Annotated in this window: 26 protein-coding genes; 15 read left to right on the top strand and 11 right to left on the bottom strand. The window is 62.3% G+C overall.

Translation table 11 applies throughout. The features are described from left to right. Window positions 1–51 precede the first annotated feature (51 nt). The 3 genes from ACGYLI_RS11570 to ACGYLI_RS11580 are packed head-to-tail and all read right to left on the bottom strand — an operon-like array spanning window position 52 to window position 3,760. Window positions 52–1,101, bottom strand: a complete 1,050-nt coding sequence (locus ACGYLI_RS11570; RefSeq protein WP_394419277.1) for an ABC transporter ATP-binding protein — start codon at window positions 1,099–1,101, stop codon at window positions 52–54. Then, window positions 1,089–2,792: an ABC transporter permease gene (locus ACGYLI_RS11575; RefSeq protein ID WP_394419278.1), complete on the bottom strand. Its 1,704-nt coding sequence runs from the start codon at window positions 2,790–2,792 to the stop codon at window positions 1,089–1,091. The genes ACGYLI_RS11570 and ACGYLI_RS11575 overlap by 13 nt, the downstream gene beginning before the upstream one ends. Further along, entirely contained in the window at window positions 2,792–3,760 is a 969-nt protein-coding gene (locus tag ACGYLI_RS11580; RefSeq protein ID WP_209218632.1) for an ABC transporter substrate-binding protein, read from the bottom strand. The genes ACGYLI_RS11575 and ACGYLI_RS11580 overlap by 1 nt, the downstream gene beginning before the upstream one ends. Before the next feature lie 170 nt (window positions 3,761–3,930). On the opposite strand from ACGYLI_RS11580, the gene ACGYLI_RS11585 reads away from it, so the two are divergent. Further along, window positions 3,931–4,695 carry a DeoR/GlpR family DNA-binding transcription regulator gene (locus ACGYLI_RS11585; RefSeq protein WP_394419279.1) on the top strand — a complete coding sequence of 255 codons (765 nt, stop codon included), beginning with the start codon at window positions 3,931–3,933 and terminating at the stop codon, window positions 4,693–4,695. A gap of 246 nt (window positions 4,696–4,941) precedes the next feature. On the opposite strand, the gene ACGYLI_RS11590 is transcribed toward ACGYLI_RS11585, so the two are convergent. From ACGYLI_RS11590 to ACGYLI_RS11600, 3 genes are all read right to left on the bottom strand, one after another. Then, a complete protein-coding gene (locus ACGYLI_RS11590; protein ID WP_394419280.1) occupies window positions 4,942–5,829 on the bottom strand; it encodes a hypothetical protein in 888 nt (295 codons plus the stop codon). 87 nt (window positions 5,830–5,916) lie between these two features. Beyond that, window positions 5,917–6,717 (bottom strand): hypothetical protein, encoded by an 801-nt coding sequence (locus tag ACGYLI_RS11595; RefSeq protein WP_394419281.1) that lies wholly within the window; start codon window positions 6,715–6,717, stop codon window positions 5,917–5,919. After that, window positions 6,714–7,187, bottom strand: coding sequence for a hypothetical protein (locus tag ACGYLI_RS11600; RefSeq protein ID WP_394419282.1), 474 nt, complete (start codon window positions 7,185–7,187; stop codon window positions 6,714–6,716). Before ACGYLI_RS11600 ends, ACGYLI_RS11595 begins: the two co-directional genes overlap by 4 nt. Before the next feature lie 569 nt (window positions 7,188–7,756). Between ACGYLI_RS11600 and dusA the strand changes: the two genes are divergently transcribed. Further along, a complete protein-coding gene (gene dusA, locus ACGYLI_RS11605; RefSeq protein WP_394419283.1) occupies window positions 7,757–8,764 on the top strand; it encodes a tRNA dihydrouridine(20/20a) synthase DusA in 1,008 nt (335 codons plus the stop codon). Window positions 8,765–8,766: 2 nt separating this feature from the next. Here dusA and ACGYLI_RS11610 read toward each other — a convergent pair whose 3' ends face one another. Continuing rightward, on the bottom strand, window positions 8,767–9,954 hold the full coding sequence (locus tag ACGYLI_RS11610; protein ID WP_394419284.1) for a multidrug effflux MFS transporter: 1,188 nt from the start codon (window positions 9,952–9,954) through the stop codon (window positions 8,767–8,769). 184 nt (window positions 9,955–10,138) lie between these two features. Here ACGYLI_RS11610 and ACGYLI_RS11615 point away from each other — a divergent pair, with 184 nt between their 5' ends. Both ACGYLI_RS11615 and ACGYLI_RS11620 read left to right on the top strand, forming a co-directional pair. Next, window positions 10,139–10,960 (top strand): sulfite exporter TauE/SafE family protein, encoded by an 822-nt coding sequence (locus tag ACGYLI_RS11615; protein WP_394419285.1) that lies wholly within the window; start codon window positions 10,139–10,141, stop codon window positions 10,958–10,960. Between the two features lie 151 nt (window positions 10,961–11,111). Then, window positions 11,112–11,366: a hypothetical protein gene (locus ACGYLI_RS11620; RefSeq protein ID WP_394419286.1), complete on the top strand. Its 255-nt coding sequence runs from the start codon at window positions 11,112–11,114 to the stop codon at window positions 11,364–11,366. 7 nt (window positions 11,367–11,373) lie between these two features. Here the strand turns inward: ACGYLI_RS11620 and ACGYLI_RS11625 are convergent, their stop codons facing one another. Genes ACGYLI_RS11625 through ccmI form a run of 3 tightly spaced genes read right to left on the bottom strand, consistent with a single transcriptional unit; the run spans window position 11,374 to window position 13,305 of the window. Continuing rightward, on the bottom strand, window positions 11,374–11,613 hold the full coding sequence (locus ACGYLI_RS11625; RefSeq protein ID WP_067264719.1) for a DUF1289 domain-containing protein: 240 nt from the start codon (window positions 11,611–11,613) through the stop codon (window positions 11,374–11,376). Continuing rightward, window positions 11,606–12,079, bottom strand: coding sequence for a Holliday junction resolvase RuvX (gene ruvX / locus ACGYLI_RS11630; RefSeq protein WP_394419287.1), 474 nt, complete (start codon window positions 12,077–12,079; stop codon window positions 11,606–11,608). The genes ACGYLI_RS11625 and ruvX overlap by 8 nt, the downstream gene beginning before the upstream one ends. Then, complete coding sequence (gene ccmI, locus ACGYLI_RS11635; RefSeq protein ID WP_394419288.1) at window positions 12,076–13,305, bottom strand: c-type cytochrome biogenesis protein CcmI; 1,230 nt, start codon at window positions 13,303–13,305, stop codon at window positions 12,076–12,078. Before ccmI ends, ruvX begins: the two co-directional genes overlap by 4 nt. 196 nt (window positions 13,306–13,501) lie before the next feature. Between ccmI and ACGYLI_RS11640 the strand changes: the two genes are divergently transcribed. The 9 genes from ACGYLI_RS11640 to rarD all read left to right on the top strand — a co-directional run bounded on the left by ACGYLI_RS11640 (window position 13,502) and on the right by rarD (window position 21,855). Beyond that, window positions 13,502–14,746, top strand: a complete 1,245-nt coding sequence (locus ACGYLI_RS11640; RefSeq protein WP_394419289.1) for a sarcosine oxidase subunit beta family protein — start codon at window positions 13,502–13,504, stop codon at window positions 14,744–14,746. A gap of 103 nt (window positions 14,747–14,849) precedes the next feature. Next, window positions 14,850–15,140, top strand: a complete 291-nt coding sequence (locus tag ACGYLI_RS11645) for a hypothetical protein (RefSeq protein ID WP_209218643.1) — start codon at window positions 14,850–14,852, stop codon at window positions 15,138–15,140. A 108-nt stretch (window positions 15,141–15,248) separates the two neighbouring features. Next, window positions 15,249–15,578 (top strand): sarcosine oxidase subunit delta, encoded by a 330-nt coding sequence (locus ACGYLI_RS11650; RefSeq protein ID WP_394419290.1) that lies wholly within the window; start codon window positions 15,249–15,251, stop codon window positions 15,576–15,578. 61 nt (window positions 15,579–15,639) lie between these two features. Continuing rightward, window positions 15,640–18,657, top strand: a complete 3,018-nt coding sequence (locus tag ACGYLI_RS11655) for a sarcosine oxidase subunit alpha family protein (RefSeq protein ID WP_394419291.1) — start codon at window positions 15,640–15,642, stop codon at window positions 18,655–18,657. Beyond that, window positions 18,650–19,228, top strand: coding sequence for a sarcosine oxidase subunit gamma (locus ACGYLI_RS11660; protein ID WP_394419292.1), 579 nt, complete (start codon window positions 18,650–18,652; stop codon window positions 19,226–19,228). The genes ACGYLI_RS11655 and ACGYLI_RS11660 overlap by 8 nt, the downstream gene beginning before the upstream one ends. A gap of 122 nt (window positions 19,229–19,350) precedes the next feature. Continuing rightward, a complete protein-coding gene (locus ACGYLI_RS11665) occupies window positions 19,351–19,950 on the top strand; it encodes a superoxide dismutase (protein WP_322329471.1) in 600 nt (199 codons plus the stop codon). Window positions 19,951–20,206: 256 nt separating this feature from the next. After that, window positions 20,207–20,416 (top strand): hypothetical protein, encoded by a 210-nt coding sequence (locus ACGYLI_RS11670; RefSeq protein WP_209218647.1) that lies wholly within the window; start codon window positions 20,207–20,209, stop codon window positions 20,414–20,416. After that, complete coding sequence (locus ACGYLI_RS11675; RefSeq protein ID WP_394419293.1) at window positions 20,413–20,862, top strand: host attachment family protein; 450 nt, start codon at window positions 20,413–20,415, stop codon at window positions 20,860–20,862. Before ACGYLI_RS11670 ends, ACGYLI_RS11675 begins: the two co-directional genes overlap by 4 nt. Window positions 20,863–20,934: 72 nt before the next feature. Then, complete coding sequence (gene rarD, locus ACGYLI_RS11680; protein ID WP_394419294.1) at window positions 20,935–21,855, top strand: EamA family transporter RarD; 921 nt, start codon at window positions 20,935–20,937, stop codon at window positions 21,853–21,855. Here the strand turns inward: rarD and ACGYLI_RS11685 are convergent. Beyond that, a complete protein-coding gene (locus ACGYLI_RS11685; RefSeq protein ID WP_394419295.1) occupies window positions 21,792–22,340 on the bottom strand; it encodes a TIGR00730 family Rossman fold protein in 549 nt (182 codons plus the stop codon). The genes rarD and ACGYLI_RS11685 overlap by 64 nt on opposite strands. Window positions 22,341–22,444: 104 nt before the next feature. On the opposite strand from ACGYLI_RS11685, the gene ACGYLI_RS11690 reads away from it, so the two are divergent. Next, window positions 22,445–24,547, top strand: coding sequence for a LysM peptidoglycan-binding domain-containing protein (locus ACGYLI_RS11690; protein WP_394419296.1), 2,103 nt, complete (start codon window positions 22,445–22,447; stop codon window positions 24,545–24,547). A gap of 117 nt (window positions 24,548–24,664) precedes the next feature. Further along, complete coding sequence (locus tag ACGYLI_RS11695) at window positions 24,665–26,536, top strand: ABCB family ABC transporter ATP-binding protein/permease (protein WP_394419297.1); 1,872 nt, start codon at window positions 24,665–24,667, stop codon at window positions 26,534–26,536. Window positions 26,537–26,635: the final 99 nt, after the last annotated feature.

Below are 26,635 nucleotides of genomic sequence, written 5' to 3' on the forward strand. Positions count from 1 at the left end.
GCACGCGGGGCCTTTGTCCCCGATGCCGGAAAGTAGTCGTATGCTTTGCATTTATTCCTCTGAAAAGGCCCAAGGGGTGGTGATTGTCAGGCCCAGCTGCGCGCCGACGTCGAAGCGGGCGCGGGTTTCTGCAAACAGGCGCGCGCCGCAGTCGGTCACCGTTTCCAATAGGTATTTTCCGCCCATATAGGTGACGCGCGCGACCTTGCTGCGCAGATCGCCACTCTCCGAGATGGTCAGGTTTTCGGGGCGCAAGCAGACATGGCTGACCCGCGTCTCAGCCCTTGCGGACTGAACCGCAACTTCGGCGCCCAGTATTCGCGCCTGACGGGCCTCTCCGGCCTGCGTGACCTCTTGCACCGGCACCACGGTGCCGCGCCCGACGAATTCAGCAACAAAGCGGTTTTTAGGCCGTTCATAGAGGGTTTGCGGCGTGTCGAACTGCTGAATGCGGCCCTGATCCATCACGGCGATCCGATCGGCCATCGCCATGGCTTCGGCCTGGTCATGAGTGACATAGACCATTGTGGCCCCGGTGCGCTTGTGAAAATCAGTAAAGACGCCCTGCATCGTGGCCCGCAACGCCACATCAAGGTTGGCCAAAGGCTCATCCAGCAGCACGGCACAGGGATCAGAGACAAGGCAGCGTGCCAAAGCCACCCGTTGCCGTTGTCCGCCCGAAAGGTCAGAGGGCATGCGATCAGCGTAATTCTCAAGCCCCGTCGAGGCGAGGGCCGCATCGGTGTGTTTTGCTACCTCGGACTTGGAGAACCTGCGGATTTCAAGCGGGTAGGACACGTTGCGCCGCACCGACATATGCGGCCAAAGCGCGTAGGATTGAAACACAAACCCGATGTTGCGCTCTTCGGGCGGCAGGTTCACCCCTGTTTGAGCATTGGCCATTTCGCGGCTGCCAATGCGGAGTTGACCGCTGCTGGGCGTCTCGAACCCCGCCAAGATGCGCAGAAGAGTGGTCTTGCCACAGCCCGACGGCCCCAGAAGTGCGATAAATTCGCCGTCGTCGAACCGGGTTGTGATGTCTTGTAGGGCAGGGGTGCCTGCGAATGTCTTGCTGACCGAAGACAGGTTTATGTCTGCCATGGGACAACTCCTTTTGGAAAGCGGCGGGAAAACAACTGGATCAGCGCCATGAGGACGATGACCACAAAGACGATGGTCATTGCCAAGGCGCTGGCCATGCCGGTTTCGCCACTGTCATCGAGGTTGAAAATCACCACGCCTAATGTCTCGGTGCCCGAGGACCACAAGAGCGCAGAAACAGTGAGTTCGTTGAACGCGGTGAGAAACACAAGGATCGCCCCCGCCGCTGCCGCTGGGGCCGAAAGCGGAAAGATCACATCGCGCAGCCGACGGTAGAGGGAGGCACCGACCGATTGCGCGGCCTCATCCATAGCAGGATCGAACTGTTTCAGGCTTGCCTGAACCGGGCGGAACATCACCGCGAAGAACCGCGCGAGATAGGCCAGAAAGATGATCCAAATGGTGCCATAAAGCGTGGCTTCGGTGAAAGGCAGCTTGATCAGCAGCAGGATCATCGCGATCGACAGGACAACCCCCGGCAGGGCGTAGGGCAGATCGAGCAGGCTGTCGAACAGCCGCGCGAGCCGCGTTTTGCGTCGCTCCATCAGCCACGCAAGAGGCAGGCAGATTGCCGCCAAAACCGCTGAGGCGCCTGCGGCCAGTCCAAAGGAGTTGGCGAAGGCACGCGAAGTGACAGGTTGGCGGAACAATACCTCGTACCAAGATGCAAGCGTCACAGTATCAAAGCGCAGGGTCACGCCATAGGCAGGCACGAGTGACGTCGCCAAAAGGCCGAACATCGGCAGGACGAGGATGACAAAAACCACGGCCCAGAGCACGATCTCAACCGGCAAACGGGCCGCCCTCAAAGGCAGGGCCAGCGGCCGCGAGGTGCTGCCCACAAGATGCAATTTTTGGCGCGATTGACATAGGCGCTGCAATAAGATGCCCGCAACGGCGACCACCCCGATCAGCATGGCCAGAACTGAAACCTCGGCCAGAACGGTCGTGCCCATGCCAGCCAGCTTTTGATAGACCAGCGTCGGCAGCGTCGCATAGCCTGCAGGAATGCCCAACATCGCTGGAATGCCAAAATTGCCAAGCGCGGTGACAAAGGTAATTGCCGTGCCCGCCGCGAGACTGGGCAAGGTCAGGGGCATGACGACCTGCCACCATGTGCGCAGCCCTCTGGCACCGCTGATCCGGGCGGCCTCTACCACATCTTGCGGGATGGATCGCAGGCCCGCGCGAAGGGTCAGGAAGATGATCGACATATGCTGGATGCCCAGCAAAAGGATAATGCCCTCGGGCGAGTAAAGTGGCTGGGGTGCGCCAAGCGGGGGGGCAATGCCCAATGTCTTTAGCAAGACCGAAGATGGCCCCATGATCTGGGTCCACGACAGCGCGGTGATCTGCGGCGGGATCATCATCGGGATCATCAGGCAAAAGACCAAAGCCGCCTTGGCCCGTAGGTCTGTCAGCGCCACCAGAAAGGCAAAGGCCGCGCCAAGCACCAGCGACACCAAAGTGCCAAAACCCGCCGTGACCAGCGAATGCTTAAGCGCACTTAGGGTCGAGGGTTGCGCCAGTACATCGCGCATAAGGGTCAGACTGGGGCTGCCTTGATCCGTGACACCCTCGACAAGAAGGCGCAGGACCGGCGCAAGCGTCAGACAGATGGCGACGATCAGAATGGCAGAGAGCAGCCGGGCCTCGGTCCGGCTGCCTCCAGTTTGTTGTACGGCACTCATCATTCAGCGCCGAAAAGCTCTGCGAATTTGGCCTTGTTAGTGTCGGCATTTGCGAGGGCCTCGGCAGGGTCAAAGGCCATCAGTTTGATGTCTTCGCGGGCGGGGAACCCTTCGGGTACGCCCATGCCGTTACGGGCAGGGATATAACCCATGTCCAGAACCAGTTCTTGGCCTTCAGTGCTGAGCAGGAAGTCGACGAATTTCTCGGCACCTTCGACGTTCTTGGCGGAAGACATGATCGCCACCGGCTCGGTCACATAGGAAACGCCCTCTTCGGGAAAGACGAAATCAACCGGGGAGCCTTCAGCCTTGTTGCGGATCGCAAGGAAGTCGACGACCATGCCATAAGGCTTCTCACCCGAAGCCACGGCTTTGAAGGTGCCGCCGTTGCCACCCTGCGCGCGGGCCTCATTTGCAGCGAGGTTTTCGTAATACTCCCAGCCCAAAGTCTCATCGCCGGTCAGCGTGGCAAGGTGGATTAGCGCGGCACCGGAATAAAGCGGAGAGGGCATCGCGATTTGCCCTTTGATGGCTTCGTCCGAGAGGTCGGTCCACGAGGTCGGCGCGGTCTCGACACCTGTGTTGTAAACGATCCCGGTGGTGATCAATTTGGTCGAGTGGTAATAGCCTTCGGCAGAATGCAGCGCCGCGTCATAGTCACCGGCTTCGGGGGACTGATAGGCGGTCAACAGACCCTCCTGCGCCATGCCCTCCAGCGTCACAGTATCGGCGATCAGCAAGACATCGGGCTGCGGGTTGCCCGCTTCGATCTCGGCGCGCAGGCGGGCCATAAGTTTGGTTGTGCCGTCGCGGACCCAATCAACTTCGGTGCCAGGGTTGGCAGCCATAAATGCGTCCACGGTCCTCTGCGCATCCGCATTCGGCTGCGATGTGTAGAGGGTGATCGTATCGGCCATGGCCGTGCTGGCCAAAAGCGCGAAAGCGGTGGATGTAACGAAGGATTTCATGGAACTCTCCTGGGGTTTTTACTTTCGAACGAAAGCAGTTCACGAGAGCCTTATCCCTGAGTTTTCTGACAGTTTTGTAACGGTTCTTTGAAACTTTTATTTATATTGCGGGGCCTGAGTTCATTTCCTAACCTATTAGAAAAAGTCATTATTTTTCGAAGGAAATGACCGTGCGACGGGATATTACCCAGAGAAGAGACGAGATTATTGCCCTACTCTCCAAGCGCGAAACGCTGTCGGCATCCGAGCTTTCGTCCGAGCTTTCGGTTTCGGTACAAACCATACGAGCCGACCTGCGCGATCTTGACGAAGCGGGACTCGTCCAGCGCCGCAACGGCTATGCCCGGCTGCGCCAGCAGAGTGAGAACATCGGCTATCTGCCCCGCGAAGGCATCGCGCGACAGGAAAAGCAGCGCATCGCATTAGCAGTAAAGGGTCTCATTCCCGATGGCGCACGGGTGGCCTTGGGCACCGGCACAACGGTAGAAGCCTGCGCGCGGTTCTTGGCTTCGCATAAAGACCTTTTCGTCGCGTCCAACAGCATTCACGCTGTCTGCGCCCTGCAACAAGCCCCTGGCGTTGCTGTTGAACTGGCAGGCGGAACCGTAAGAATGCGCGATTTGGATATGATCGGCACGTCAGCGCTCAATTTCTTTTCACGGTATCGGGTTGATTACGCGGTGTTCAGCTGCGGCGGTCTTTCCGAAGAGGGCGAGGTACTGGATTACAACGCCGACGAAATGTCCGCCCGCAAGGCCATTGCCGGCTGTGGGAAGAAGAGCATTCTGGTGGTGGACAGCACGAAGAACGGATTGGACCTGCCTTTCCAGATGGGTCACGCTTGGGACTTTGACGTGATCGTGACAGGGGCACGTTTTTCAGCATCGGTAATTGATAGCTGTTCGCGACATGGATGTCAGATTGTGCAAGTTTGACACCCTCGTTCGCTGGCTAACCTGCACGTCAGCCCGTCACATCCTCTGGAAGAGTATTGGCACGGATCAATGTCCGCTTGCAGGTACTACGATGCGGCATCCGGGCTATTTTGGGAGGTCGCTTTAGGGCCGTTCGCGTCGGCGCTCCCTCATGTAGGAAGGGCGGTTTGCCGACATTCGCTGCAGGTGCGCAATGCGGTGTCAAAGTGCATGATCGGCAGGTGGAACCATAGAGTTGAAGCTGTGTCAGCCGCCAAAACCAGCAACCGAACCGGACGTCACCCATGCGCTAGAGCACTTGCCGTCATAGGCAACATTCGGTGGCCAGTTAGCCTCGTTCAGGCCGCAGGCGACAAGACGTGCGTCGAAATCGAGCATGGACCACGGAAGGTCATCGCCGCGCTTGTCCCTATCCGGCCAGACGATGCCGCTGAAACCGTTTTCATTCCAGCATTCGAAGGCTCCCGTGGCGTCGTAGGGGCTGAGATACCCCATGATCGCGGCGCCCTCAAAGGCGGCGGTGTAAAGCGCGATTTGACCCGCGTCAGAGCCTTCCTTACTCTCGACCAGACCGACTTCGCGGCAAGCATAGCCGCCATAAGGCGTATCTCCAGGCAGTCGTTGGCGCGGGATGTAGAAGGGGCGGCTGTCTGCGGAAGGGCCCGTGCGCGCGCCATTTGGCGCAATGCCGCGTGTCGTTAGCAGAGCGTCAATTTCCGCGCGCAGGGCGGGCACCATACAGGTTAAAGTGCGCTGCGGTTCGGCCCCCCGTCCGAATAGGTCGAGCGAGATTTCAACGTGACTGTTATCCACGGCATCAATGGCACGGCGCAGGTTGAGCACGGCGTGTCCGCCTTCGTCCAAGAAAGTCAGGCCATAACTGTCCCAAGGGTAGCCACCTGTCCCGAGTGTCATCGCAAAGGGAATATCCCGTGCCACCTCGCTGTGTGGTCCCTTAGAGATCGCCGGATCGACGTTAAGAGTCAAAATCTCCATCTCGGTCATCGGGTGGACCGTGCGGCAGAGTTTGATTTCTTCTGCCTCTTCGGTCACACAAAGCACATCGGTTTCCAGAATGCCTTCGTCGCAAAACGCAGCGGCTTGGCTCGCAGCCAGCACAGCTGCAATTGTCATAGTTCTCCGCATCTTCCCCCCACTGCGCTCAAAATTGAAGGTGTCATGTGTTTTGTCTGTGTCGTAGATCTAAGCTTCGGCGATCCGTTACTGGATCATTAGTAGATACTGCTGATCCACCCAGCCCGTGGCACAGGGGCCGTTGTAGGGATGCCCCATGTCTTCAGGACGGATTACGCATTCGCTAACGCCGATCTGGATCGCCACGGCGCGAAAAGCGCCTTGCACGGCCAGCACCTCAACTTCGTCACCGTTATATAGCTGCCACCACATGGGCGTTGCGGCATTGGGGCTGCTCCACTGGTAGACAGGTACCGTTGTATCGGTCTGCACGCGTGCGCGACCGACTGTCTCTGGGGTCGGCACGATTTCATCACCCGAGAAAAACAAGCCCACAGGCCCGCGATCCACAAACCCGAGCTCCATCGTGGCGAGGTCGGCGTAGACGGTTTGCGGCAGGCACAGTTCCTGTTCAATCGGCATCTGCCAATCAGCGGTTTGCAACCAGGCTTCGGAGGGCAAGTCCAGCCGCTGTTCGTCCTCCTCTTCGTTCCACGGCAGAGCCATGTGAAGAATGCGCGCCATAGCGTAGGGTTCATCCCAAAATCCCAGTTGGACCTTGATCGTTTCCTCGTCGAGCCAGCCAAAAGTGTAGTGAGTCAGCGTCCCATCGGCGGTCAGAGGAACGTCATAGCGCAGCTCACCGGAGGCCAAGTGGTGCCGCACCATTTCAAACCGCGCATCAGACTGACAAACAGTAATCTGCTCCCGCTCCGCCTCGGGCGCGTTGGTGGCGCATTGAAACACCACCTCGCCCGAACACACCCCCTGCGCCTGTGCGGCAGAGCCGAGGCTCGCCGCGATCACGGCCGCAGCCCAAGGTCTCATGGGGAGACCTGCGCATTGTCGATCATCATGATGAACTCACCAAGGCTTTGCTGAACAGACCCCGCATCGCAGGACAGATCGGCAATCTCGCTGCCGTCCTGATAAACGGTGAGGCCACCGCCGACCTCGGCGTCGCCCCGTTCGGCCCACCAGTATACCTCGTAGCCATAGCCGTCTTCGGTTTGGAAGGTGACCGACTCGCTCATCATTGTGCCCATGCCCGTGCCCTCGTTGTAAAGCAGGGAGGCTTTGTCGACGATGATTTCCTTCTCGAGTTCACCGCTGGTTTGGAAAAAGCCATAGGAGGCCATATCGCCGTCCATCCAGAAGGCATCGCAAACCTCAACGGCCTTTGCGCCACCGTTAAAGGTGCAGCTGAACATCTCTGACCCGTCCAGTTCGCAGTAAGAGCCGGCCAATGCGGCAGAGGAGGTCATCATGGCCAAAGTTGTCAGAAGTGCCCGTTTCATGGGAATATCCTTTTAAGAAGTTAGAGTAATTGGGAATGTGTCTTTTGAACCTTGCGGCGGACCTGAAAAGCCCCATGAGCGCGAAGCCGATAAATGCCACCCCGAGCCCGACATCCTTGAGGGCTTTTTTTACGCGCGACCCAAGCTCGACATGGGTGGTTTGAGTAAGCTTGCTCATGGAGAATACGCTCCGAATTATACGTTTTGAAACGCTGCCGCGGCAAGGCGCGATCCACACATAGGCGGAGCCTAATGGTCTGAAAGTAGTAATTAAAAATCTGTTTTCGCTTTGAGCGAAATTGATAATTGCAACAACGCTACAATGCAAGTCGGCGCGTCCGCGAAAAAAATCTCCTTGGTTTGCTTCCCGACTTCCCTGGTTCAGACAGAGAAGCAAGGGAGGCGGCGCGCGGGGTGAACACGGGCGGAGTAAGTGGCGGTGTTCTGGCAGTTCAGATGTGCTACACGGTAGCAATCCTGAATCGAAAACCCCGGAAAACCGGGGGAAACCCCCGGAAATCCACGCGAAGCGTGCTACATCAAGCTCATTCGGAGATGAGGTTAAGCTATTGAAAAGTAATGTTGAAAGAGCAGCGCGCCTAAGCGTGGCACCCATGATGGATTGGACCGACCGCCACTGCCGTTACCTCCACCGTCTGCTCAGCCGCAAGACCTTGCTTTACACCGAGATGGTGACCGCCCCCGCCTTGGTGCGCGGTGGCGCGTTGCATCTGCTGGATCACGACCCTGCGGAACATCCGGTTGCATTGCAACTGGGCGGGTCGGACCCGCAGGAGCTGGCGCAGGCGGCGCGGTTGGGGGCCGCGGCGGGCTATGATGAGATCAACCTTAATTGCGGCTGCCCCTCTGACCGGGTGCAATCGGGTGCATTCGGGGCCGTTTTAATGCAGCAGCCGGGGCTGGTGGCCGATTGCGTCGACGCGATGCGCGCGGCCTGCGATGTCGAGGTCACGGTGAAATGCCGCATCGGGGTTGACGATCAGAACCCTGAAGAGATCCTGCCCGAGTTCCTGTCGCGGATCGTGGCGGCGGGATGCACCCGTGTGACGATCCATGCGCGCAAGGCGTGGTTGCAGGGGCTAAGCCCCAAAGAAAACCGCGATATTCCGCCACTGGATTATGACCTCGTCCATCGAATGAAGGGGCTGTTCCCGAACCTGCATATCTCGGTCAATGGCGGGATCACCTCGCTCGATCAGGCCGAAGCCTTTCTCGATGCGGGGCTCGATGGCGTCATGGTGGGGCGCAGCGCCTATCACGCGCCTGCGGATATCCTCGCCACGGCAGACCGGCGCATCTACGGCCAGGGCAGCGACAGCAGTGCTGAGGCGGCGGTGCAGGGGATGTTGCCCTATATCGAGGCCCATTTGGCAGACGGCGGGAGGCTGGGGCAGATCACCCGTCATATGCTGGGGCTTTTCGCCGGGCGGCCCGGTGCGCGGCAGTGGCGGCGTATCCTCTCCGAAGGGGCGCATAAGCCCGGCGCGGGTCCGGAGCTGGTCGAGGCTGCTTTGGCAGAAGTCGCCGCGGCGCAGGACATGGCCGCGGCGGGGTAGGGTCAGACGCTGGGTTCAGCCACAGGGCGGGGCCGCAGCAGCGCCAGCGTGAGCAGGGCCGCCACCAGACCGCAGGCCGCGATGGCCCCCAGCATGGGCGTGACGCTGCCGTCGAAAAACGGCCCGGCCAGCGCGATGGAGAGGCCCCCGGCCACCATCTGCAAGGTGCCGCCCAAGGACGAGGCCAGCCCTGCGATATCGCCGTGGTCATCCAGCGCCACGACCATCACCGTCGGCACCACCACGCCAAGGCAGGCATTGGCGCAAAACAGACCCGCCATCACCAGATAGAGGCCCGGCTCGGTAACCAACGCGGTGACAAAGATCGCGGCGGAAAAGAGCACGAAGCCCGCGACCCCGCGCCGGACGAGGCTGCGCATGCCCCAGCATTCGCCCAGCCATCCGGCCAATTGCGAGGCCGAGAAGAAGCCAACCGCATTGACCGCGAAGGCCAGCGAGAAGCCCGTCGGCCCCAGCCCGTATTGCCCGGTATAAACGAAGGGCGCGAAGGCAATGAAGACAAAGAAAGACCCCATGGCGAAGCCGCCGATAAAGGTCAGCCCCATGAAGATCGGGTCGCTCAGCAGCACTTTCGCCCCGCGCCAAAGGCTGCGCGGGTTGATCCGAACGCGGCGCTCTGCGGGCAAGGTCTCGGGCTGGGCGGTGGCGGTGAGGGCCAGCGCGGCAACCGCCAGAACGCCAAGGGCGATGAATATTGCGCGCCAATCGGCCAAGGCCAGAACCGCGCTGCCCGCCAGCGGGGCCAGCATGGGCGAGATCGAGATCACCAGCATCAACATCGCCATCAAGCGCGTCGCCTGTGTCCCGGTATATTGGTCGCGGATGATCGCGCGGGGCACCACCATCAGCACCGCGCCGCCCAGACCTTGCAGCGCGCGCCAGCCGGTCAGCGCCGCCATCGACGGGGCGAAGGCCGCCCCGAAAGAGGCCACCAGAAACAGCGCGAGCCCGACCATGATCGGCAGCTTGCGCCCCGCCTGATCGGCCCAAGGGCCGTAGAAAAGCTGCCCCAGTCCGAAGGCGATGAAATAGGCGGTGATCGTCGCCTGAACCGCCGTCTCAGAGGCGCCATAGCTGGCGGCGATGGCAGGCATGGCGGGCAGATACATATCAATGGCGAAGGGGCCGACCAGCCCCAGCAACCCGAGAATGAGCGCTGAACGTAGCACGAGATGTCCTTTCGGATGGCATGGCCGGGGCCATATGGGGCAGGCGGCAAACGGTCGGTGCGCTTGGGGCCCACAGTCGCGGGCAACCTAACCGGCCTTGGGCAAAGTGCAACCCCGGCGTTATGGCCTTGAACCCTTCGCGCGAAACGGCTTGATAGAGCCAAAGACAGCCGGGGAGGGGCTCATGCCAGAATTGAACGATCTATTGCCGATGCTGGTGCTGCTCGCCCTGATCGGCGGTTTTGCCGGGATTTTGGCAGGGCTTTTGGGCGTCGGCGGGGGCATCGTCTTGGTCCCGGCGTTCTTTTATGTGCTGCAATCGCTGGGCTACGGCGGGCCGCAGTTGATGCAGATTTGCCTTGCGACCTCTCTGGCGACGATCATCGCAACCTCGGCGCGTTCGGTTCATGCGCACAACAAAAAGGGCGCGGTGGATTGGGAGATTTTGCGCACTTGGGCACCGGGGATTATGCTGGGGGCCATTCTGGGCGTGCTGCTGGTGTCGCAATTGCGGACCCAGACGCTACAGGTGATCTTCGGCGGGCTGGCGCTTTGCGTGGGCCTGTACCTCGGCTTTGGGCGCAGCGAGTGGCGCTTGGGGGAGACCATGCCCTGCGGCCTCAAACGTGCGCTCCTGTCGCCGATGGTGGGCTTTCTGTCGGTGCTCATGGGGATTGGCGGCGGCAGCTTTGGCGTGCCGCTGATGACATTGCACGGGCGGCCCATTCACAAGGCCGTGGCCACGGCGGCGGGCTTTGGACTTTTGATCGCTGTGCCTTCGGTGATTGCCTTTCTGTTTGTCGATATCGGCCAGAACCGCCCGCCGCTGACCCTCGGCGCGGTCAACCTCGCAGCCTTTGGGATCGTCGTGGCGATGACGCTGACTACCGCGCCCTGGGGCGTGCAGCTGGCCCATGCGATGGACCCCAAGCCGCTGCGGCGGGTCTTTGCCGTCTTCCTTGTGCTGGTGGCGCTGAACATGCTCAGAAAGGCGCTTTGGGGCTGAGGCGACCCGGTTTTGACCTTACTCCTGCCGGAATGCGGCTCTTTCTGCCCAATTTCGGACAATGTTCACTGAATTGCCGCAATCTCGACACAAACTGCGGGCTAAATGGCATAACAAACGCAGAATCATCCGAACCAAGGGACGTGACGAGATGCGCCGAAGCGGGACCAAAGCGATCATCCTCAAAGGGCAGGGCAGCGACCTCGCCTATTGGAGACCTGCGCGCCGGGGTCGTCGGGCGTTTCGTTTCGATGGGATGTTCACCCGTGAGACCTGCCTGACCTTCGCCCGTGCCTCTGCGCCTGCCGCCAACTACAACGCGGCCCCGATGGGGCATCAGGACGCGACCAATGGCGAAGCGGCTCTTATTTTCCTGGACCAGATCGTCCAGCGCCGCGGCGCCTGAGCCCGCCTTAGTCGCGCCGCCGGGCCAGCCGCGCCGCGCGGCCCCCGCGCCGTTTCGCATGGGCGCTTTCGCGTGAGGGCAGTTCCGCCATGATGGCGCGGCGTTCCTCGGCGCTCATCGCGGACCAGCGGCCAATCTCGTCGATCGAACGCAGACAGCCGGTGCAAAGACGGCTTTCGGGATGCACCACGCAGATGTTGATGCAGGGGCTTTCGACCTCATCACGTTGCCAGACCTTTTTAGTCACGGCGTATCACCTGTAAACGATCCAGAAGCCCCTGAAGGATATAGCCCGCCGCCACATGGTCGATCACCTCGGCGCGGCGCTTGCGGGTGGTGTCGGCCTCAAGAAGCGCGCGTTCGGCGGCCACGGTCGACAGGCGCTCGTCCCAATAGGTGATCGGCAGCGGGCTGAGCCGGTCGAAGTTGCGCGCAAAGGCGCGGGTCGACTGGCAACGCGGCCCCTCGGTGCCATCCATATTGCGCGGCAGCCCCAGAACAAGCCCGCCGATGCGGCGTTCGGCGATGATCTCGGTCAGCCGGGCGGCATCGACGCCGAACTTTTTGCGTCGCACGGTTTCCAGCGGGGTGGCGACGGATTGGAAACTATCGCTCACGGCCACGCCGATGGTTTTCTCACCCAAGTCCAGCCCGATCAGCGCCTGCATCGGGGGCAGGGCGGCGATGAAATCTGCGGTTTCGTTGTAAATCATCCTGCTACCCCTGCGCGTTCCCCGGCGCTGCGGATCATGTCCAGCGCCGCATTGTCGCCCGAGAAGACCTCAAGCGCGTTATCATAGACCGCCCGGGCCTGATCGGTATCGCCCAAGACCCCCAGCGATGTGATCAGCCGCGCCCAGTCCTGCGGCGGGCCGCCTTCGCTGGCCAGACGGTCCGACAGCCCTGCGACCATGCCGCCGATCATCTCCATCCGGTCATCCGCGCTCATCTCCGAGGCGGCTTCGATGTCTTCGGCAGAAGGGCCGCGCGCGGGGGCGCCAGTGCCAATCTGCGGCATTTCGTAATTCACCCCAGCAAGGGCGGCGACCTGAGCGATCTGCGCACGGATCGGCTCGATCCAGGGGGCATCGGCAGGCCCACGCCGCAACAGCGCGTCCCAGATGCGAAAGCCCACGTCGGGCCGCCCGGTCTGTACCATCATCAGGCCGAGGTAATAGCGCGCCCGGCCATCTTGCTCATCGCGGTTCAACACCTCGCGCAGGGCGGTTTCCGCCTCGGGCGAGACATAGCCGCCCGCTGCCAGCACCAAGAGTTCGGCATAATCCGCGATATCCTTGGCGGTGCGGTCGGCGCCTTTGAGACGCAGCACATTGGCCTGCGCCTCGGCGGCGGCGGGGAAATTGCCGATCCGGGCTTCGTTCTGGGCCAGAAGGGTTTGCCCTTGCAGGTCTTCGGGCCGGTCTTTGACCGTGGCGCGCAGCTGTTGCATCAGGGCGAGGTAATCGGCGCTCAGCCCTTCGGTGGCGGGGCTGGGGGGCAGGCTTTCCACCGCGCTTTGCTGGCTGGGACGGTTGCGGCGCATATCCTCGGCAAAGGCGATGCGGTCAGCGAGGGCCAGATCGCCATAGCCGGGCTGCCCCAGATGCCAATAAAGCGCCAAAGACCCGGCTCCTAAGGCCACGACCCCGGCGATCAGCACGAAGGGCGCGGGGCGCGCGGCGGTGTGCGGGCCTCCGTCGCGGGCGGCATCGGCCGCGAGGATGCGGCGCGAAATCTCGGTCCGGATCCGCGCGGCATCGGCTTCGGGCACAATCCCGCGCGCCACGTCGCGCTCAACCTCATCCAACTGGTCGCGGTAAACCTGGAGGTCATAGTCCGCCTGAGCGGGCAGGGGCGTATCCGCACCGCGCCATGCGGCCCGCGCCAGAAAACCGCCCACGACAAGCGCCATCGCGCCAGAGAGAAACCAGAATATCATGGCCTCTACCTAACCTTTGACCGGCCCCGACAAAAGCCCGCAAATGCCGCCTGCCCTGCGGCATTTTTCACCAATCGCGCCGCATGTCGCAAAACCGCGTCCAAATGCCGTGGTGGTCATTTCGCATATCTGCTCCTAGGCTCAGAACTGAGCACAGCCGCCCGCGCGGCCCGAATCCTTGCCGGGAAGTGACGTGATGAAGAAATACTCCGTTTTCGCAGTGGCCCGAGAGGCGATGCGCCATCATACGGGCTGGACCCGCGCATGGCGGGATGCGCAGCCGAAAAAGCGCTATGACGTGATCATCGTGGGCGCGGGCGGGCATGGGCTGGCGACGGCGTATTTTCTGGGCAAGAACTTCGGCATCACCAATGTCGCGGTGCTGGAAAAGGGCTGGCTTGGCGGCGGCAACACCGGGCGCAACACGACGATCATCCGCTCGAACTACCTGCAAGACCCTTCGGCTGCGATCTACGAAAAGGCGCGCAGCCTTTACGAGACGATGAGCCAAGATCTGAACTACAACGTCATGTTCAGCCCCCGTGGTGTCATCATGCTGGCGCAGACCGAACATGAGGTGCGCGGCTACAAACGCACGGCCCATGCCAATGCCCTGCAAGGCGTACAGACCGAGTTCATCGGGCCGGACCGGGTCAAACAACTGGTGCCGATCATCAACATCGACGGGCCGCGCTACCCGGTGCTGGGCGGGCTTTGGCAGGCCCGCGGCGGCACCGCGCGGCATGATGCGGTGGCTTGGGGCTATGCGCGGGCCTGCTCGGATATGGGCATGGACATTATCCAGAAATGCGAGGTCACCGGCGTGCGCCAGACGGGCGGCAAGGTGACCGGCGTCAGCACCACACGCGGCGATATCGACTGCGACAAGCTGGGGATCGTCGTGGCGGGGCATTCGGGGCAGCTGGCGAATATGGCAGGCTTTCGTCTGCCGATCGAAAGCGTGGCCTTGCAGGCGCTGGTCTCAGAACCGGTCAAACCCTGTATGGATGTCGTCGTCATGGCCAATACGGTGCACGGCTATATGAGCCAGTCCGACAAGGGCGAGATGGTCATCGGCGGCGGCACGGACGGGCATAACAACTACACCCAACGCGGCAGCTTTCACCATATCGAAGAGACGGTGCGCGCGCTGGTCGAGACCTTCCCGATGATCTCGCGGCTCAAGATGCTGCGGCAATGGGGCGGCATCGTGGATGTCACCGGCGACCGCTCTCCCATCCTCAGCAAGACCCCGGTGGAGGGGGTGTTTATCAATGGCGGCTGGGGCACGGGCGGCTTCAAAGCGATCCCCGGCTCGGGCTGGGGCTTTGCGGAGTTGATGGCCAAGGGGCATTCGCCCCTGACCGACGCCTTCGGGCTTGAGCGTTTCGCCGAAGGGCGCTTTATCGATGAATCCGTGGCCGCCGGGGTGGCGCATTGATGATGTGGATCGGCCACAATTCGCCGCTGCTCAGCACGGGGGGGAACGCCAGTGCCCGGCCCGGGGTTACCCGTTCAGACATTGAATATAACGGAGCTGAACAATGGCAACCCCGGATCACAACCGCACGGATCACGTCGATCATACCAACACCACCACAACCACAACCACGACGGATCGTGGCGGCAACAGCGGCCTTGCCTTCATCGTGGGCGCGGTCGTCGTCGTGGTGGCTTTGCTGGCCTATTTCCTCTTCGCGGGCGGTGACCTTGATGGCGCGAATGACGTCAACGTTAATATCGAAGGTGCAGCCGAAAGCACTGGCGAGACCATTGAGGGCGCGGCCGAAGGCACGGCGGATGCCGTCGATGAGGCAGCAACCCCGACCGAGTAAAACCCCCTCGGCCACGCGCGCAGCGTCGCCCTTTCACGATTCACGCCGCTCCGCGCAGTCGCGCTGGGGCGGCGTTTTGCCGTTCTCTACCCGCGCAGGAGCCTGCCCATGCTGATCCTCACCTGTCCTTGCTGCCATGTCACCGCCGAAGAGACGGAGTTTCACGGCGGCGGGGAGGCGCATTTGAAACGTATCGGCCCCGGCGGCTCCGAAGAGGATTTCGAGCGCTACCTCTTCATGCGTGAGAACCCCAAGGGCGTGCATCTTGAGCGTTGGCGGCATGTCTATGGCTGCGGCAAGTGGTTCCACATGGCCCGCGATACCGCCACGCTCGAAGTCTTTGGCAGCTATCCCGCGCAGACCCTTGCCCCGCCGGATCACATCCTCAAGGCGATCCGCAAACGCCATCCCGATTGGCAGTGGCAGCGCGCCAGCTAACCCCCGACCTCGTTTTTCGCCCCGGCATTCACCCCATCCTCAGCCCCCAAGGTTTTCCACGATGAGCACAAGACTGGCCACAGGCGGCCGCCTGCTGAACAAAAGCAAACCGCTGAGCTTTACCTTCAACGGCAAGCAGATGCGCGGCTATGAGGGGGACACGCTGGCCTCGGCGCTGTTGGCCAACGATCAGGTGCTGGTCGGGCGTTCGTTCAAATACCACCGCCCGCGCGGCATCGTGACCTCCGGCCCCGAAGAACCCAACGGTCTGGTCGGTCTTGGCCAAGAGGGGCATTTCGAGCCCAATGCCCGCGTCACCACGACCGAGCTTTACGAGGGGTTGGCCGCGGAAAGCCAGAACCACTGGCCGAGCCTTGAGTTCGACGTGGGCGCGATCAACAAACACCTCAGCCGTTTTCTGCCCGCGGGCTTCTACTACAAGATGTTCATGCATCCGCGTCCGCTGTGGAAGCATCTTTATGAGCCGATCATCCGCCATTCCGCCGGTCTGGGCAAAGCGCCCAAGGCGGCAGATGCCGACACCTATGAACACTTCCACGCCTTCTGCGATGTGCTGGTCATCGGCGGCGGGGTCGCGGGGCTTCAGGCCGCCTTGGCCGCGGGGGTGAGCGGTGCGCGTGTCATCGTGATGGAGCAGTCGGCCCATTGGGGTGGGCGAGCGCCGGTTGACGGCGGCACGGTCGACGATGCGCCGGTGGAGGACTGGATCGCGCAAACGCTCGACCGTTTGCGCGGCATGGAGAATGTGGACCTGCGCGGCCGGACCATGGGGGCAGGGGTTTACGATCACGGCTATGTGCTGGGCTATGAACGGCTGCGGGATCATGCCCCCGAGAGCGCAGGCCCACGTCATCGGCTTTGGCGCGTGCGGGCGGCCCATGTGATCACCGCCACGGGCGCGATCGAACGGCCGCTGAGCTTTGCGCACAATGACGTGCCGGGCGTGATGCTGGCCTCGGCCATGCGCGACTATGTGGCGAATTACGGGGTGTCACCGGGTGATCGCACCGTGGTGGTGACGAACAACGACAATGCCTATCTCACGGCGATTGCGCTGAAACAGGCGGGGCTTGATGTGCCCGCCGTGCTGGATGCCCGCGTCTTGCCGCAGGACAGCGAATTGGTCGCCCAGGCCCGCGCGCTTGGCATTCGGGTGGTCATGGGCCATGCGGTATCCTCGGTTCAGGGGGGCAAGCGGGTGACCGGTGTGGCCGTCTGTTCGCAGGCGGGCGAAGGTGCCGTGTTGGAAGAGATCGCCTGCGATGCGGTGGCCATGTCGGGCGGTTGGTCGCCGGTGGTGCACCTGTGGTCCCATTGCGGTGGCAAGCTGACGTGGGACGAGGCGAAAGCCTGTTTCCGCCCAGATCAGGACCACCCGCCCACCGGCGCGGACGGGCACGGTTTCGTCACGCCCGCCGGGGCAGCGGCAGGGGTCTTTGCCCTCGACGACGTGCTGCATGACGCCCATGCTGCTGCCGATGGGGTGGCAACGTCGCTCGGCTTCAAACTGCCGCGCGATCTGGCGGCACCCACGGCGGCGCGGCGCGAGGAAGCGCCGATGATGCCGGTCTGGCAAATGCCGCAGGGCGCCAGCGTCAAACTGCGCGAAAAGACCTTTCTGGACTATCAGAACGACGTGAAGGTCTCGGACGTGCGGCTGGCGGCGCAAGAGGGCTTCGTCTCGGTCGAACATGCCAAACGCTATACCACGCTCGGCATGGCGACGGATCAGGGGAAGCTTAGCAATATCAACGGGCTGGCCACGCTCGCCGGGGCGCTGGATGCAGAGATCCCCAGCGTCGGCACCACCACCTTCCGCCCGCCTTACCACCCGATTTCGCTGGGCGCGATTGCGGGGGCGGCGCGGGGCGATACCTTCCAGCCGATCCGCCGCACCCCGCTGCATGACTGGCACGCGGCCAATGGCGCGGTCTGGGAGCCGGTCGGCCAGTGGCGGCGGCCCTATGCCTATGCGCAAGACGGTGAAAGCACCCATGACGCGGTGATGCGTGAAGTGACGAACACGCGCCAGAACCTCGGCCTGCTGGATGCCTCGACTCTTGGCAAGCTGATCGTCCGTGGCCCGGATGCGGCGCGGTTTCTCGACATGATGTACACCAATATGATGTCGACGCTGAAACCCGGCAAATGCCGCTATGGGCTGATGTGCAACGAGAATGGTTTCCTCATCGACGATGGCGTCGTGGCGCGGCTGGATGAGCAGACCTTCCTCTGCCACACGACCACCGGCGGGGCCGACAGCATCCACGCCCATATGGAGGAATGGCTCCAGACCGAGTGGTGGGACTGGAAAGTGCATGTGGTCAACGCCACCGAACATTACGCGCAGGTGGCCGTGGTCGGCCCCAATGCGCGCAAATGTCTGGAAAAGCTCGGCGGCATGGACCTCAGCCGCGAGGCGCTTGGCTTCATGGAATGGACCGAAGGTGAGCTTGGCGGCTTCAAGGTCCGCGTCTTCCGCATCTCTTTCTCGGGCGAGTTGAGCTATGAGATCGCGGTCGAGGCCGGGCAGGGGCAGGCCTTTTGGGACGCGCTGCTGATCGCCGGGCATGATCTGGGTGTGATGCCCTATGGCACGGAATGTCTGCACATCCTGCGTGCTGAAAAGGGCTTCATCATGATCGGGGATGAGACCGACGGCACGGTGATCCCTCAAGACCTTGGCCTGAACTGGGCGATCTCGAAAAAGAAGGACGACTACCTTGGCAAACGCGCGCAACAGCGTAGCCATATGCAAGATCCGACCCGGTGGAAACTCGTGGGGCTTGAGACCACGGATGGCAGCACCCTGCCGGATGGGGCCTATGCGCTTGGCGAAGGTGAGAATGAGAACGGCCAGAAGGTGATGCAGGGGCGGGTGACCTCCTCCTATCACTCCCCAACGCTGGACCGGGGCATCGCCATGGGGCTGGTGCTGCATGGACCGGACCGGATGGGCGAGGTGCTGACCTTCCCCGGCACCGATGGCAAGACCTATGAGGCGCGGATCGTCGATCCGGTGTTTTATGATCCCAAGGGGGAGAAACAGAATGTCTGAGCCCGTAAGCGCATTGAAGAACGCCCGCTATAACGCTGGTATCGCTGTGATTTCCGAAGTGGCACCCATGGGCATGATTACGATCCGCGGCGATCTTGATGCGCCCTATCTGCGCAAGGTGACCAAGAAGCTCACCGGGGTGGAGCGCCCCGAGCGGGGGCAATGCCGCTTCGCCGGGGATGCCGGGGTGGCTTGGATGTCGCCCGATGAATTGCTGCTCTTTTGCCCCCACGCGCAGGCGCCCGAGGTGCTGGCGCGGCTGCATGCGGCCTTCGAGGATACCCATACCACTGCCATGGATGTCTCTGGCGCACGGGCGGCGTTTCGTGTCGAAGGCCCCCATGCGCGAGAGGTGCTGGCCAAGCTCGCCCCCGTCGACCTCGCCCCAGATCAATTCACCCCCGGCATGTTCCGCCGCACCCGGATGGGGCAGGTGCCCGCCGCCTTTTGGCTGCGCGACGATGGCGCCTTTGAGGTGATCTGCTTTCGCTCGGTGGCGCAGTATATGTTCGACCAGCTTTGCGTGGCAGCCCAGCCCGGCAGCGCGGTCGGTCACTTCCAAATGGCGTAAGTCGGGAGAAAAACTGACTATTTCTCTCGGAACGGATGTGATTTGCAGACGTTGACCTTGACGTTGCTGCTTGATCTCCATCAAGTGGCCACAGCGAAATTTCCAAACGAGGAGGCCCAGAAATGGCTTTTGAACTTCCCGATCTCCCCTATGCCCACGACGCGCTTGCATCCAAGGGCATGTCCAAGGAAACGCTGGAATACCACCACGACAAGCACCACAACGCCTATGTCACGAACGGCAACAAGGCGATTGAGGGCACCGAGTGGGAGGGCAAGACCCTCGAAGAGATCATCAAGGGCACCTACAACCCGAACGCCGTGGCCCAGTCCGGCATCTTCAACAACATCTCTCAGCTGTGGAACCACAACCAGTTCTGGGAAATGATGAGCCCCGAAGACAACAAAATGCCCGGTGAGCTGGAAAAGGCGATCACCGAGAGCTTTGGCTCCGTCGACAAGTTCAAGGACGAGTTCAAGGCCGCGGGCGCAGGCCAGTTCGGCTCCGGCTGGGCATGGCTGGTGAAGGACAAAGACGGCAGCCTCAAGGTCACCAAGACCGAGAACGGCGTGAACCCGCTCTGCTTTGACCAGACTGCGCTGCTCGGCTGTGACGTGTGGGAGCATTCCTACTACATCGACTTCCGCAACGCGCGCCCCGACTACCTGTCGAACTTCCTCGACAACCTTGTAAACTGGGACAACGTCGCGTCGCGCCTGTGATCTAGCGGCGGCGCGTGCGAGAGCCGCTCGCGCCTGATGCGTGTGGCGCTCTCCCAGTCACCGACGCCCACGACTACGCCGCAGGCTGGGTGAGCTGGGACAACGTCGCGCCGCGTATGTGATATGACGGCACGGCCTTACGGCCAGCCGGAACAAGACAGAAACCCCGCAGCCTGCTGCGGGGTTTTTCGTTGGAACCCAAGACCCTTCGCGGATGTTTTTCTCCTGAGACTTCACGTCAAAAAAGGAGGACAACATGGCCGAGCGGAAGCGATCCAACGACGGTAGCAAGGAGACGGAAAAATTCCTCTCTGATACCGAGACGCCAGACCAAGGTGGCCGCGCCGGGGGTGATCTGCAAAAGGACGTTGGCACCCAAGACGCCATGCGCCGCGCCGATAAGGGCGAAGACGGCGTGACCCGCGTCACTGGCGAAGACAAACGCAACCATGGAGAGCCTTCATGACCAAACTCAGCCAAGACACATGGGTGCTGATCGCGGATGGCGAAAAGGCCCTTTTCCTGCAAAACCACACGGACGGCGAAGACCCCTATCTTCAGGTCGTGCGCAAGGAAGAGCAGGAGAACCCACCGGCGCGGGAGCAAGCCGCCAACCGCCCCGGTCGGATGAGCGATGGTCCAAGCGGGCACCGCTCTGCCTTTGACGACACGGATTGGCATGAGCTGGAAAAAGAGCGCTTTGCCAAAGACTTGTCGGACATCCTTTACAAACTAGCGCACAAAGGCCGCTTTGATCGGATCGTCTTGGTGGCCCCTCCGGCAGTGCTGGGCGACCTGCGCGATGACCTCCACAAAGAGGTGCAGAGCAAGGTGGTGGGGGAAATCCCCAAGACCCTGACCAACCACCCCATCGACGAGATCGAAAAGATCGTGGCCGGGGAATTGGCCTAAGCCTGACTTTTCCCTTGGCGCGGGAAATGATTGCCTTCACAAGGAAGCAGTCTACCGCGCCAAGGATTTCCCATGACCGACACCACCAAGGGTTTCGCCGCCATGATCGCGGCCTGCTGTATCTGGGGGCTCTCGTCTATCTTCTACAAATTGCTGTCGCATGTGCCCGCAGCGGAGGTGCTGGCCCATCGCACCCTCTGGTCGCTGGTGTTCTTCGTCATCGTGCTGGCGGTGCAGCGGCGGCTGCGCGCGATCCTTGACGCGATGGCCGGGCCGCGGGCTTTCAGTCTGCTTGCTTTCGCGGCACTGGTGATCGCGACGAACTGGTATCTTTTCATCTGGGCGGTCCAGAGCGGGCAGGCGACGGAGGCGGCCTTGGGCTATTATATTTTCCCGCTGGTCTCCGTCCTGCTGGGCCGTCTTGTCTTTGCCGAGCGACTGAGCCCCGTACAGCTTTTCGCGGTCGGGTTGGTGACAGTCGCGGTCTCGCTGCTCACCTATGGCTTGGGCACCGCGCCTTGGCTCGCTATGGCGCTGGCGGCGTCTTTTGGGCTTTATGGGCTGGCGAAAAAGCGGTTGGCGGTGGGGCCGGTCGTCTCTGTCACCGCTGAGGTGCTGCTGTTGTCCCCCCTCGCGGTGCTCGTGCTGTGGCAAACGGGTGACAATGGGGCGGGGGCCTTCGGGGCCTCCTTCCGCGATACGGCGCTGCTGATACTCGCCGGGCCGATCACCGCAACGCCGCTGATCCTGTTCAGCTATGCGGCGCGGCGGCTGTCGATGGCGACGGCCGGATTGCTAAGCTACATCAACCCGACCTTACAGTTTTTCTGCGCCGTGGTCCTGTTTCGCGAACCCTTCACAGGCTGGCATGTGCAGGCCTTTGTGCTGATCTGGTGCGCGCTGGCGGTCTATTCCGTCAGCACCTTCCGTCAGGACAAAGCGCGGCGCAGAGCGCTGAGAGCGGCATCGGCATCGGGCACTACGGTGACGTAATCCAGCAGCGTCGCATCGGCGAAACCTTTGGTCACGACATGGTTCATCAGCGACATGAAGGGATCCCAGTAGGCATTTGTGTTCACAAGAAAAATCGGCTTTTCATGCAGGCCCAACTGGCGCCACGTCAGCACTTCGAAAAGCTCATCTAGTGACCCCGCGCCACCCGGCAAAACCGCCACGGCGTCGCTGTTCATGAACATCACTTTTTTGCGCTCGTGCATCGTCTCGGTCACGATGTAGCGGGTGAGGTCGGTCTTGCCGACTTCCCATGCCACGAGATGCGCGGGGATCACGCCGAAGGTATCGCCGCCTGCGGCTTGGGCCGCACGCGCGACGCTGCCCATCAGGCCGACATCGCCCGCGCCATAGACCAGCCGCAGTCCCGCGTCGGCCAGACCGCGGCCCAATGTTTCGGCGTCTTGGGTGAAGGCTTCGTCGTCGCCGGGGCGGGAGCCGCAATAGACACAGACAGAATGTTGCATGGTAAAGCGTCCTGTTGATTAGGAAAATTCGGCGCGGATCGTCTGCGCTTTTGACCCCTGTTAGCCTGCTTGCTAAAAAGGCTCAACCACAGGGGAAGTAGAGAATGTTCAAGGGATTTGGCCGGTTTGGCGGCATGGGGGCGATGGCGGCGGGCGCCTTTGCGGCGGCGGTGCTGGCGCTTGGCGCTTGGATCGGCAGCAAGCGCGGCGCGCCGGAGGAGGCAGCCTCTGAGACGGTGGCCGTGCTCCCCGAACGCGATGCCACCCCTGAGAATGCCACGCTGGTGCCAGATGCTGTGAAAGGTGTCTCGGTCGGCCCCGAGGGCGAGGCGGCGACGGAGCCTGAGGCGGCGCCGCAGGCCCCGGCCTTTGACGAAGTGCGCCGCGAAAGCGACGGCATGACGGTGATCGCGGGCCGCGCGGCGCCGGGCAGCACCGTGGCCGTGTTGAAGGATGGCGAAGAGGTGGCCCGCGCCACCGCCGATGGGGCCGGGAAATTCGCGACCCTTGCCATGATCCCGCCCGATGGCAAGGGCCATGTGCTGACGCTTTTGGGCCAGGACGGCGCGGCGGAGCTTGCTTCGGAAGAGGAGATTATTCTCACCCCTCGCGCAGTGCCAGTGCAGTTGGCGGAGGCCAATATCGCGCCGGAGGAAAGTCCGATTGCGTCGGTTGAGGAGGGGACCACACAGCCGGTTGATACGGCGGAGCCTGAAATCTCAGAGACCACGGTGGAAGAGCCGACTCCGGCAACTACAAACGACGCTGATGAGGAAAGCGCTTCAGCTACGGGTCAAAACCCAGCCGCTGCGCAGCCGGAGCAGGCGACCCCGCTGGCCGGAACGGCCACAGCCGAGGCGGAGCGCGCTGCGACCGACAATGCGGACGTGCAAGACGTCGAGGCGGACCGAGGGCAGTCGGCTTCAGACGAGGCTGATACGGCCGACGACATCGCATCGACAGAGCAAGACCCGGCTATCGCCGAAGAAGAGGTTGCCTCCGCCCCCGCTCAGGCCACCCCACTTTCCGATACCGGGACCGCTAACGTGGAGAGCAGAACATCGGAGCAACCCTCTCAAGCGATGCCGATGGCGGGAAAAGGCACCGCGGAGGAGGAGAGCGCGGCGGCGTTGGATGAAGACGGTGCTGCCGAGCAGGGCGCGGATAGCAACACCGCGCCGTCCCAAGCCACGCCGATGGCCGGAACAGGCAGCGCCGAAGCCGTGAGTGCCGCGACGGTGGAGCAAGACGATGCCGCCGAGCAGGGCGAAGATTCCAGCACCGCTCCGGCCCAAACCACACCAATGGCGGAAACGGGTACAGCTGAAGACGTGAACGCCGCGCCGTCGGAGCAAGACGGAGCCGCCGATCAGGGGGCTGACACTGGCGCCACGCCTTCTCAAGCGACGCCGTTGGCGGAAACCGGCACCGACGAGAGCGTCAACGCCGCGCCAAACGCTGACGGTGAGGCGCCATCTCAAGCCACACCACTGGCGGAGACGGGAACTACTGAGAGAGACGCCACCCTCGCGCAAACACCGCCCGCAGCCGTGCCCGAGGCCCCGAACCTCTCCGACCGCAGCCCATCGCCATCCGAGACCACAACCTCCGCCCCAGCGGAAGAACCCGACACCACCGCCGCACCGGCGAAGCCGCCCGCGCCCGCTCCGGTGTTGAAATCCACCGCCGAAGGGGTCGAACGGCTCGACACCGCGCCGCCGCAGGTGATGACCAATGTGGCGCTCGACACCATCGGCTACTCCGATCAGGGCGATGTGCAACTGGCGGGCCGTGCCCAGCCGGACACCCGCGAAGTGCGCGTCTATCTGAACAACAACGCCGTGATCAGCTTGCCGGTCGATCAAGAGGGCCGCTGGCGGGGCGATCTGCCCAATGTCGATGAGGGCGTCTATACCCTGCGCGTGGATGAGCTTTCCCGCGGCGGCGATGTGACGAGCCGGGTAGAGACCCCCTTCAAGCGCGAATCCCCCGAGGTGCTGGCCGCCGCCACCGAAGGGCTGACCGGCCCGCTCAGCGCGGTGACGGTGCAAAAGGGCGATACGCTCTGGGCGATCTCGCGTGCGCGCTATGGCGATCCTCTGCTCTATGTGAAGGTTTTCGAGGCCAATAGCGCCAATATCCGCGACCCCGATCTGATCTATCCCGGACAGGTTTTCGACTTGCCCGAAGACCCGGCATCGGAGTGATCTGAGCGGCCAAAACCGGGGCGGCATTCGCAGCGCGCAGAGCGGCTGTGCGCCGCCCGGTACTGGCAACCCAAGGCCATGGGGCCTATGTAGCCTGTAATCACTTCAGGAATTCCCATGCCAGCCGATACAGACCAATCTGCCGCCGCGCGGCGGCGCGACCGCAAGACCCCCAAGCCCGAACGCATCCCCACAGAGGCCGAAATGATCGACGCCGCCGAGCGGCAGTCGGGTTTTCTGGTGCTGCGCAAGGTGGCGCCCTACCTCTGGCCCAAGGATATGCCATGGGTGAAACGCCGGGTGGTTCTGGCCATGCTGGCGCTGCTGGTGTCGAAGCTGATCATCGTCGCCACGCCGTTCTTCTACCGCGACGCGGTGGATGCGCTGGCGGGCGAGGGGACGCCGATGCTGGCGCTCGGCGCGATTGGTCTGACCGTGGCTTACGGCATGGCGCGACTGATGGGGGTGGGCTTTCAACAGGTCCGCGATGCGGTGTTTGCTCGCGTCGGGCAGCGCGCCCTACGGATGCTGGCGCTTGAGACCTTCCAGCACATCCACAAACTCTCGATGCGCTATCACATCACCCGCAAGACCGGGGGCTTGAGCCGGATCATTGAGCGCGGTGTCAAAGGCGTCGATTTCCTGCTGCGCTTCTTGCTGTTCTCCATCGGGCCGCTGATCCTTGAGCTGATCCTCGTCGGTGTGATCCTCGCCGTGCTTTTCGATATTTGGTATCTGGCGGTCGTGACCGTGACCATCGCGGTCTACGTCTGGTTCACCTTCGCCGTCACTGAATGGCGCGTGCGCCTGCGGCGGCAGATGAACGACAGCGACACCGACGCCAACCAAAAGGCGATCGACAGCCTGCTGAACTATGAAACGGTGAAATACTTCGGCGCAGAGGGGCGTGAGGCCGCGCGCTATGACGCCGCGATGGCCGATTATGAGAACGCGGCGATCAAGACGAACTATTCGCTGGCCTTCCTGAACTTTGGCCAAGCTCTGATCATCACCGCAGGGCTCGTAGGGGTCATGGTCATGGCGGCGATGGGCGTGCAAAGCGGCGAGCTTAGCGTCGGCGACTTCGTGATGGTGAACTCCTACATGATCCAGCTGACCGTGCCGCTGAACTTCCTTGGCACCGTGTACCGTGAGATTCGTCAGGCGCTGGTGGACATGGGGCAGATGTTCGGCCTGCTCGAACAACCGGCTGAGATTGACGACAAGCCAAACGCGCCGGACCTCAAGGTCACCGGCGGCCATGTGACGCTTGAGAACGTGCGTTTCGCCTATGACACCGACCGCGAAATCCTCAAAGGCATCTCGCTTGAAGCGCGTCCGGGAGAGACGGTGGCGATCGTCGGCTCGACCGGCTCGGGGAAATCCACCATCGGGCGGCTGTTGTTCCGCTTCTACGATGTCGCGGGCGGGGCGCTGAAGATCGACGGGCAGGACGTGCGCGATGTGACGCAGCATTCGCTGCATATGGCGATTGGCGTCGTGCCGCAGGATACGGTGCTGTTTAACGACACCATCGGCTACAACATTGCCTATGGACGCGATGGTGCCACGCAGGAGGAGGTCGAGGACGCCGCGCGCGCCGCACAGATCCATGATTTCATCATGGCGCTGCCGCAGGGCTATGAGACCATGGTCGGCGAGCGGGGGCTGAAGCTTTCAGGCGGCGAGAAACAGCGCGTCGGCATCGCGCGAACCCTGCTGAAAGACCCGCCGATCCTGCTGTTGGATGAGGCCACAAGCGCGCTCGACAGCGAGACGGAGCATGAGATCCAAGATGCGCTGCGCCGCGCGGGCCAAGGACGCACGGTGCTGACCATCGCCCACCGCCTTTCGACCATCGCCGAGGCCGACCGCATCGTCGTGTTGGAGAAGGGCGAGATCATCGAACAGGGCAGCCATGAGGTGCTGCTCGTCCAAGGTGGGCGCTATGCCCAGCTTTGGCAGCGCCAACAGGCGGAAGAAGAGTAGACGGAGAAGCTGGCCCCGCCTTCTGTTTCGGCAGGCAGGCGGGGCATTGCCGCCGAGGGGTGCATTTGCGGGCGATCTGCTCTTGCACTGTGCGGGGTG

Source organism: Sulfitobacter sp. 1A13421 (genome assembly GCF_043557285.1).
Lineage (GTDB): Bacteria > Pseudomonadota > Alphaproteobacteria > Rhodobacterales > Rhodobacteraceae > Sulfitobacter > Sulfitobacter faviae.

Excerpts from the sequence above, each read along its gene's own strand:
- ACGYLI_RS11570 (WP_394419277.1), bottom strand. The coding sequence starts at position 1,101 with ATGGCAGACATAAACCTGTCTTCGGTCAGCAAGACATTCGCAGGCACC.
- ACGYLI_RS11575 (WP_394419278.1), bottom strand. The coding sequence starts at position 2,792 with ATGAGTGCCGTACAACAAACTGGAGGCAGCCGGACCGAGGCCCGGCTG.
- ACGYLI_RS11580 (WP_209218632.1), bottom strand. The coding sequence starts at position 3,760 with ATGAAATCCTTCGTTACATCCACCGCTTTCGCGCTTTTGGCCAGCACG.
- ACGYLI_RS11590 (WP_394419280.1), bottom strand. The coding sequence starts at position 5,829 with ATGACAATTGCAGCTGTGCTGGCTGCGAGCCAAGCCGCTGCGTTTTGC.
- ACGYLI_RS11595 (WP_394419281.1), bottom strand. The coding sequence starts at position 6,717 with ATGAGACCTTGGGCTGCGGCCGTGATCGCGGCGAGCCTCGGCTCTGCC.
- ACGYLI_RS11600 (WP_394419282.1), bottom strand. The coding sequence starts at position 7,187 with ATGAAACGGGCACTTCTGACAACTTTGGCCATGATGACCTCCTCTGCC.
- ACGYLI_RS11615 (WP_394419285.1), top strand. The coding sequence starts at position 10,139 with ATGCCAGAATTGAACGATCTATTGCCGATGCTGGTGCTGCTCGCCCTG.
- ACGYLI_RS11620 (WP_394419286.1), top strand. The coding sequence starts at position 11,112 with ATGCGCCGAAGCGGGACCAAAGCGATCATCCTCAAAGGGCAGGGCAGC.
- ruvX (WP_394419287.1), bottom strand. The coding sequence starts at position 12,079 with ATGATTTACAACGAAACCGCAGATTTCATCGCCGCCCTGCCCCCGATG.
- ccmI (WP_394419288.1), bottom strand. The coding sequence starts at position 13,305 with ATGATATTCTGGTTTCTCTCTGGCGCGATGGCGCTTGTCGTGGGCGGT.
- ACGYLI_RS11640 (WP_394419289.1), top strand. The coding sequence starts at position 13,502 with ATGAAGAAATACTCCGTTTTCGCAGTGGCCCGAGAGGCGATGCGCCAT.
- ACGYLI_RS11645 (WP_209218643.1), top strand. The coding sequence starts at position 14,850 with ATGGCAACCCCGGATCACAACCGCACGGATCACGTCGATCATACCAAC.
- ACGYLI_RS11650 (WP_394419290.1), top strand. The coding sequence starts at position 15,249 with ATGCTGATCCTCACCTGTCCTTGCTGCCATGTCACCGCCGAAGAGACG.
- ACGYLI_RS11655 (WP_394419291.1), top strand. The coding sequence starts at position 15,640 with ATGAGCACAAGACTGGCCACAGGCGGCCGCCTGCTGAACAAAAGCAAA.
- ACGYLI_RS11660 (WP_394419292.1), top strand. The coding sequence starts at position 18,650 with ATGTCTGAGCCCGTAAGCGCATTGAAGAACGCCCGCTATAACGCTGGT.
- ACGYLI_RS11665 (WP_322329471.1), top strand. The coding sequence starts at position 19,351 with ATGGCTTTTGAACTTCCCGATCTCCCCTATGCCCACGACGCGCTTGCA.
- ACGYLI_RS11670 (WP_209218647.1), top strand. The coding sequence starts at position 20,207 with ATGGCCGAGCGGAAGCGATCCAACGACGGTAGCAAGGAGACGGAAAAA.
- ACGYLI_RS11675 (WP_394419293.1), top strand. The coding sequence starts at position 20,413 with ATGACCAAACTCAGCCAAGACACATGGGTGCTGATCGCGGATGGCGAA.
- rarD (WP_394419294.1), top strand. The coding sequence starts at position 20,935 with ATGACCGACACCACCAAGGGTTTCGCCGCCATGATCGCGGCCTGCTGT.
- ACGYLI_RS11685 (WP_394419295.1), bottom strand. The coding sequence starts at position 22,340 with ATGCAACATTCTGTCTGTGTCTATTGCGGCTCCCGCCCCGGCGACGAC.
- ACGYLI_RS11690 (WP_394419296.1), top strand. The coding sequence starts at position 22,445 with ATGTTCAAGGGATTTGGCCGGTTTGGCGGCATGGGGGCGATGGCGGCG.
- ACGYLI_RS11695 (WP_394419297.1), top strand. The coding sequence starts at position 24,665 with ATGCCAGCCGATACAGACCAATCTGCCGCCGCGCGGCGGCGCGACCGC.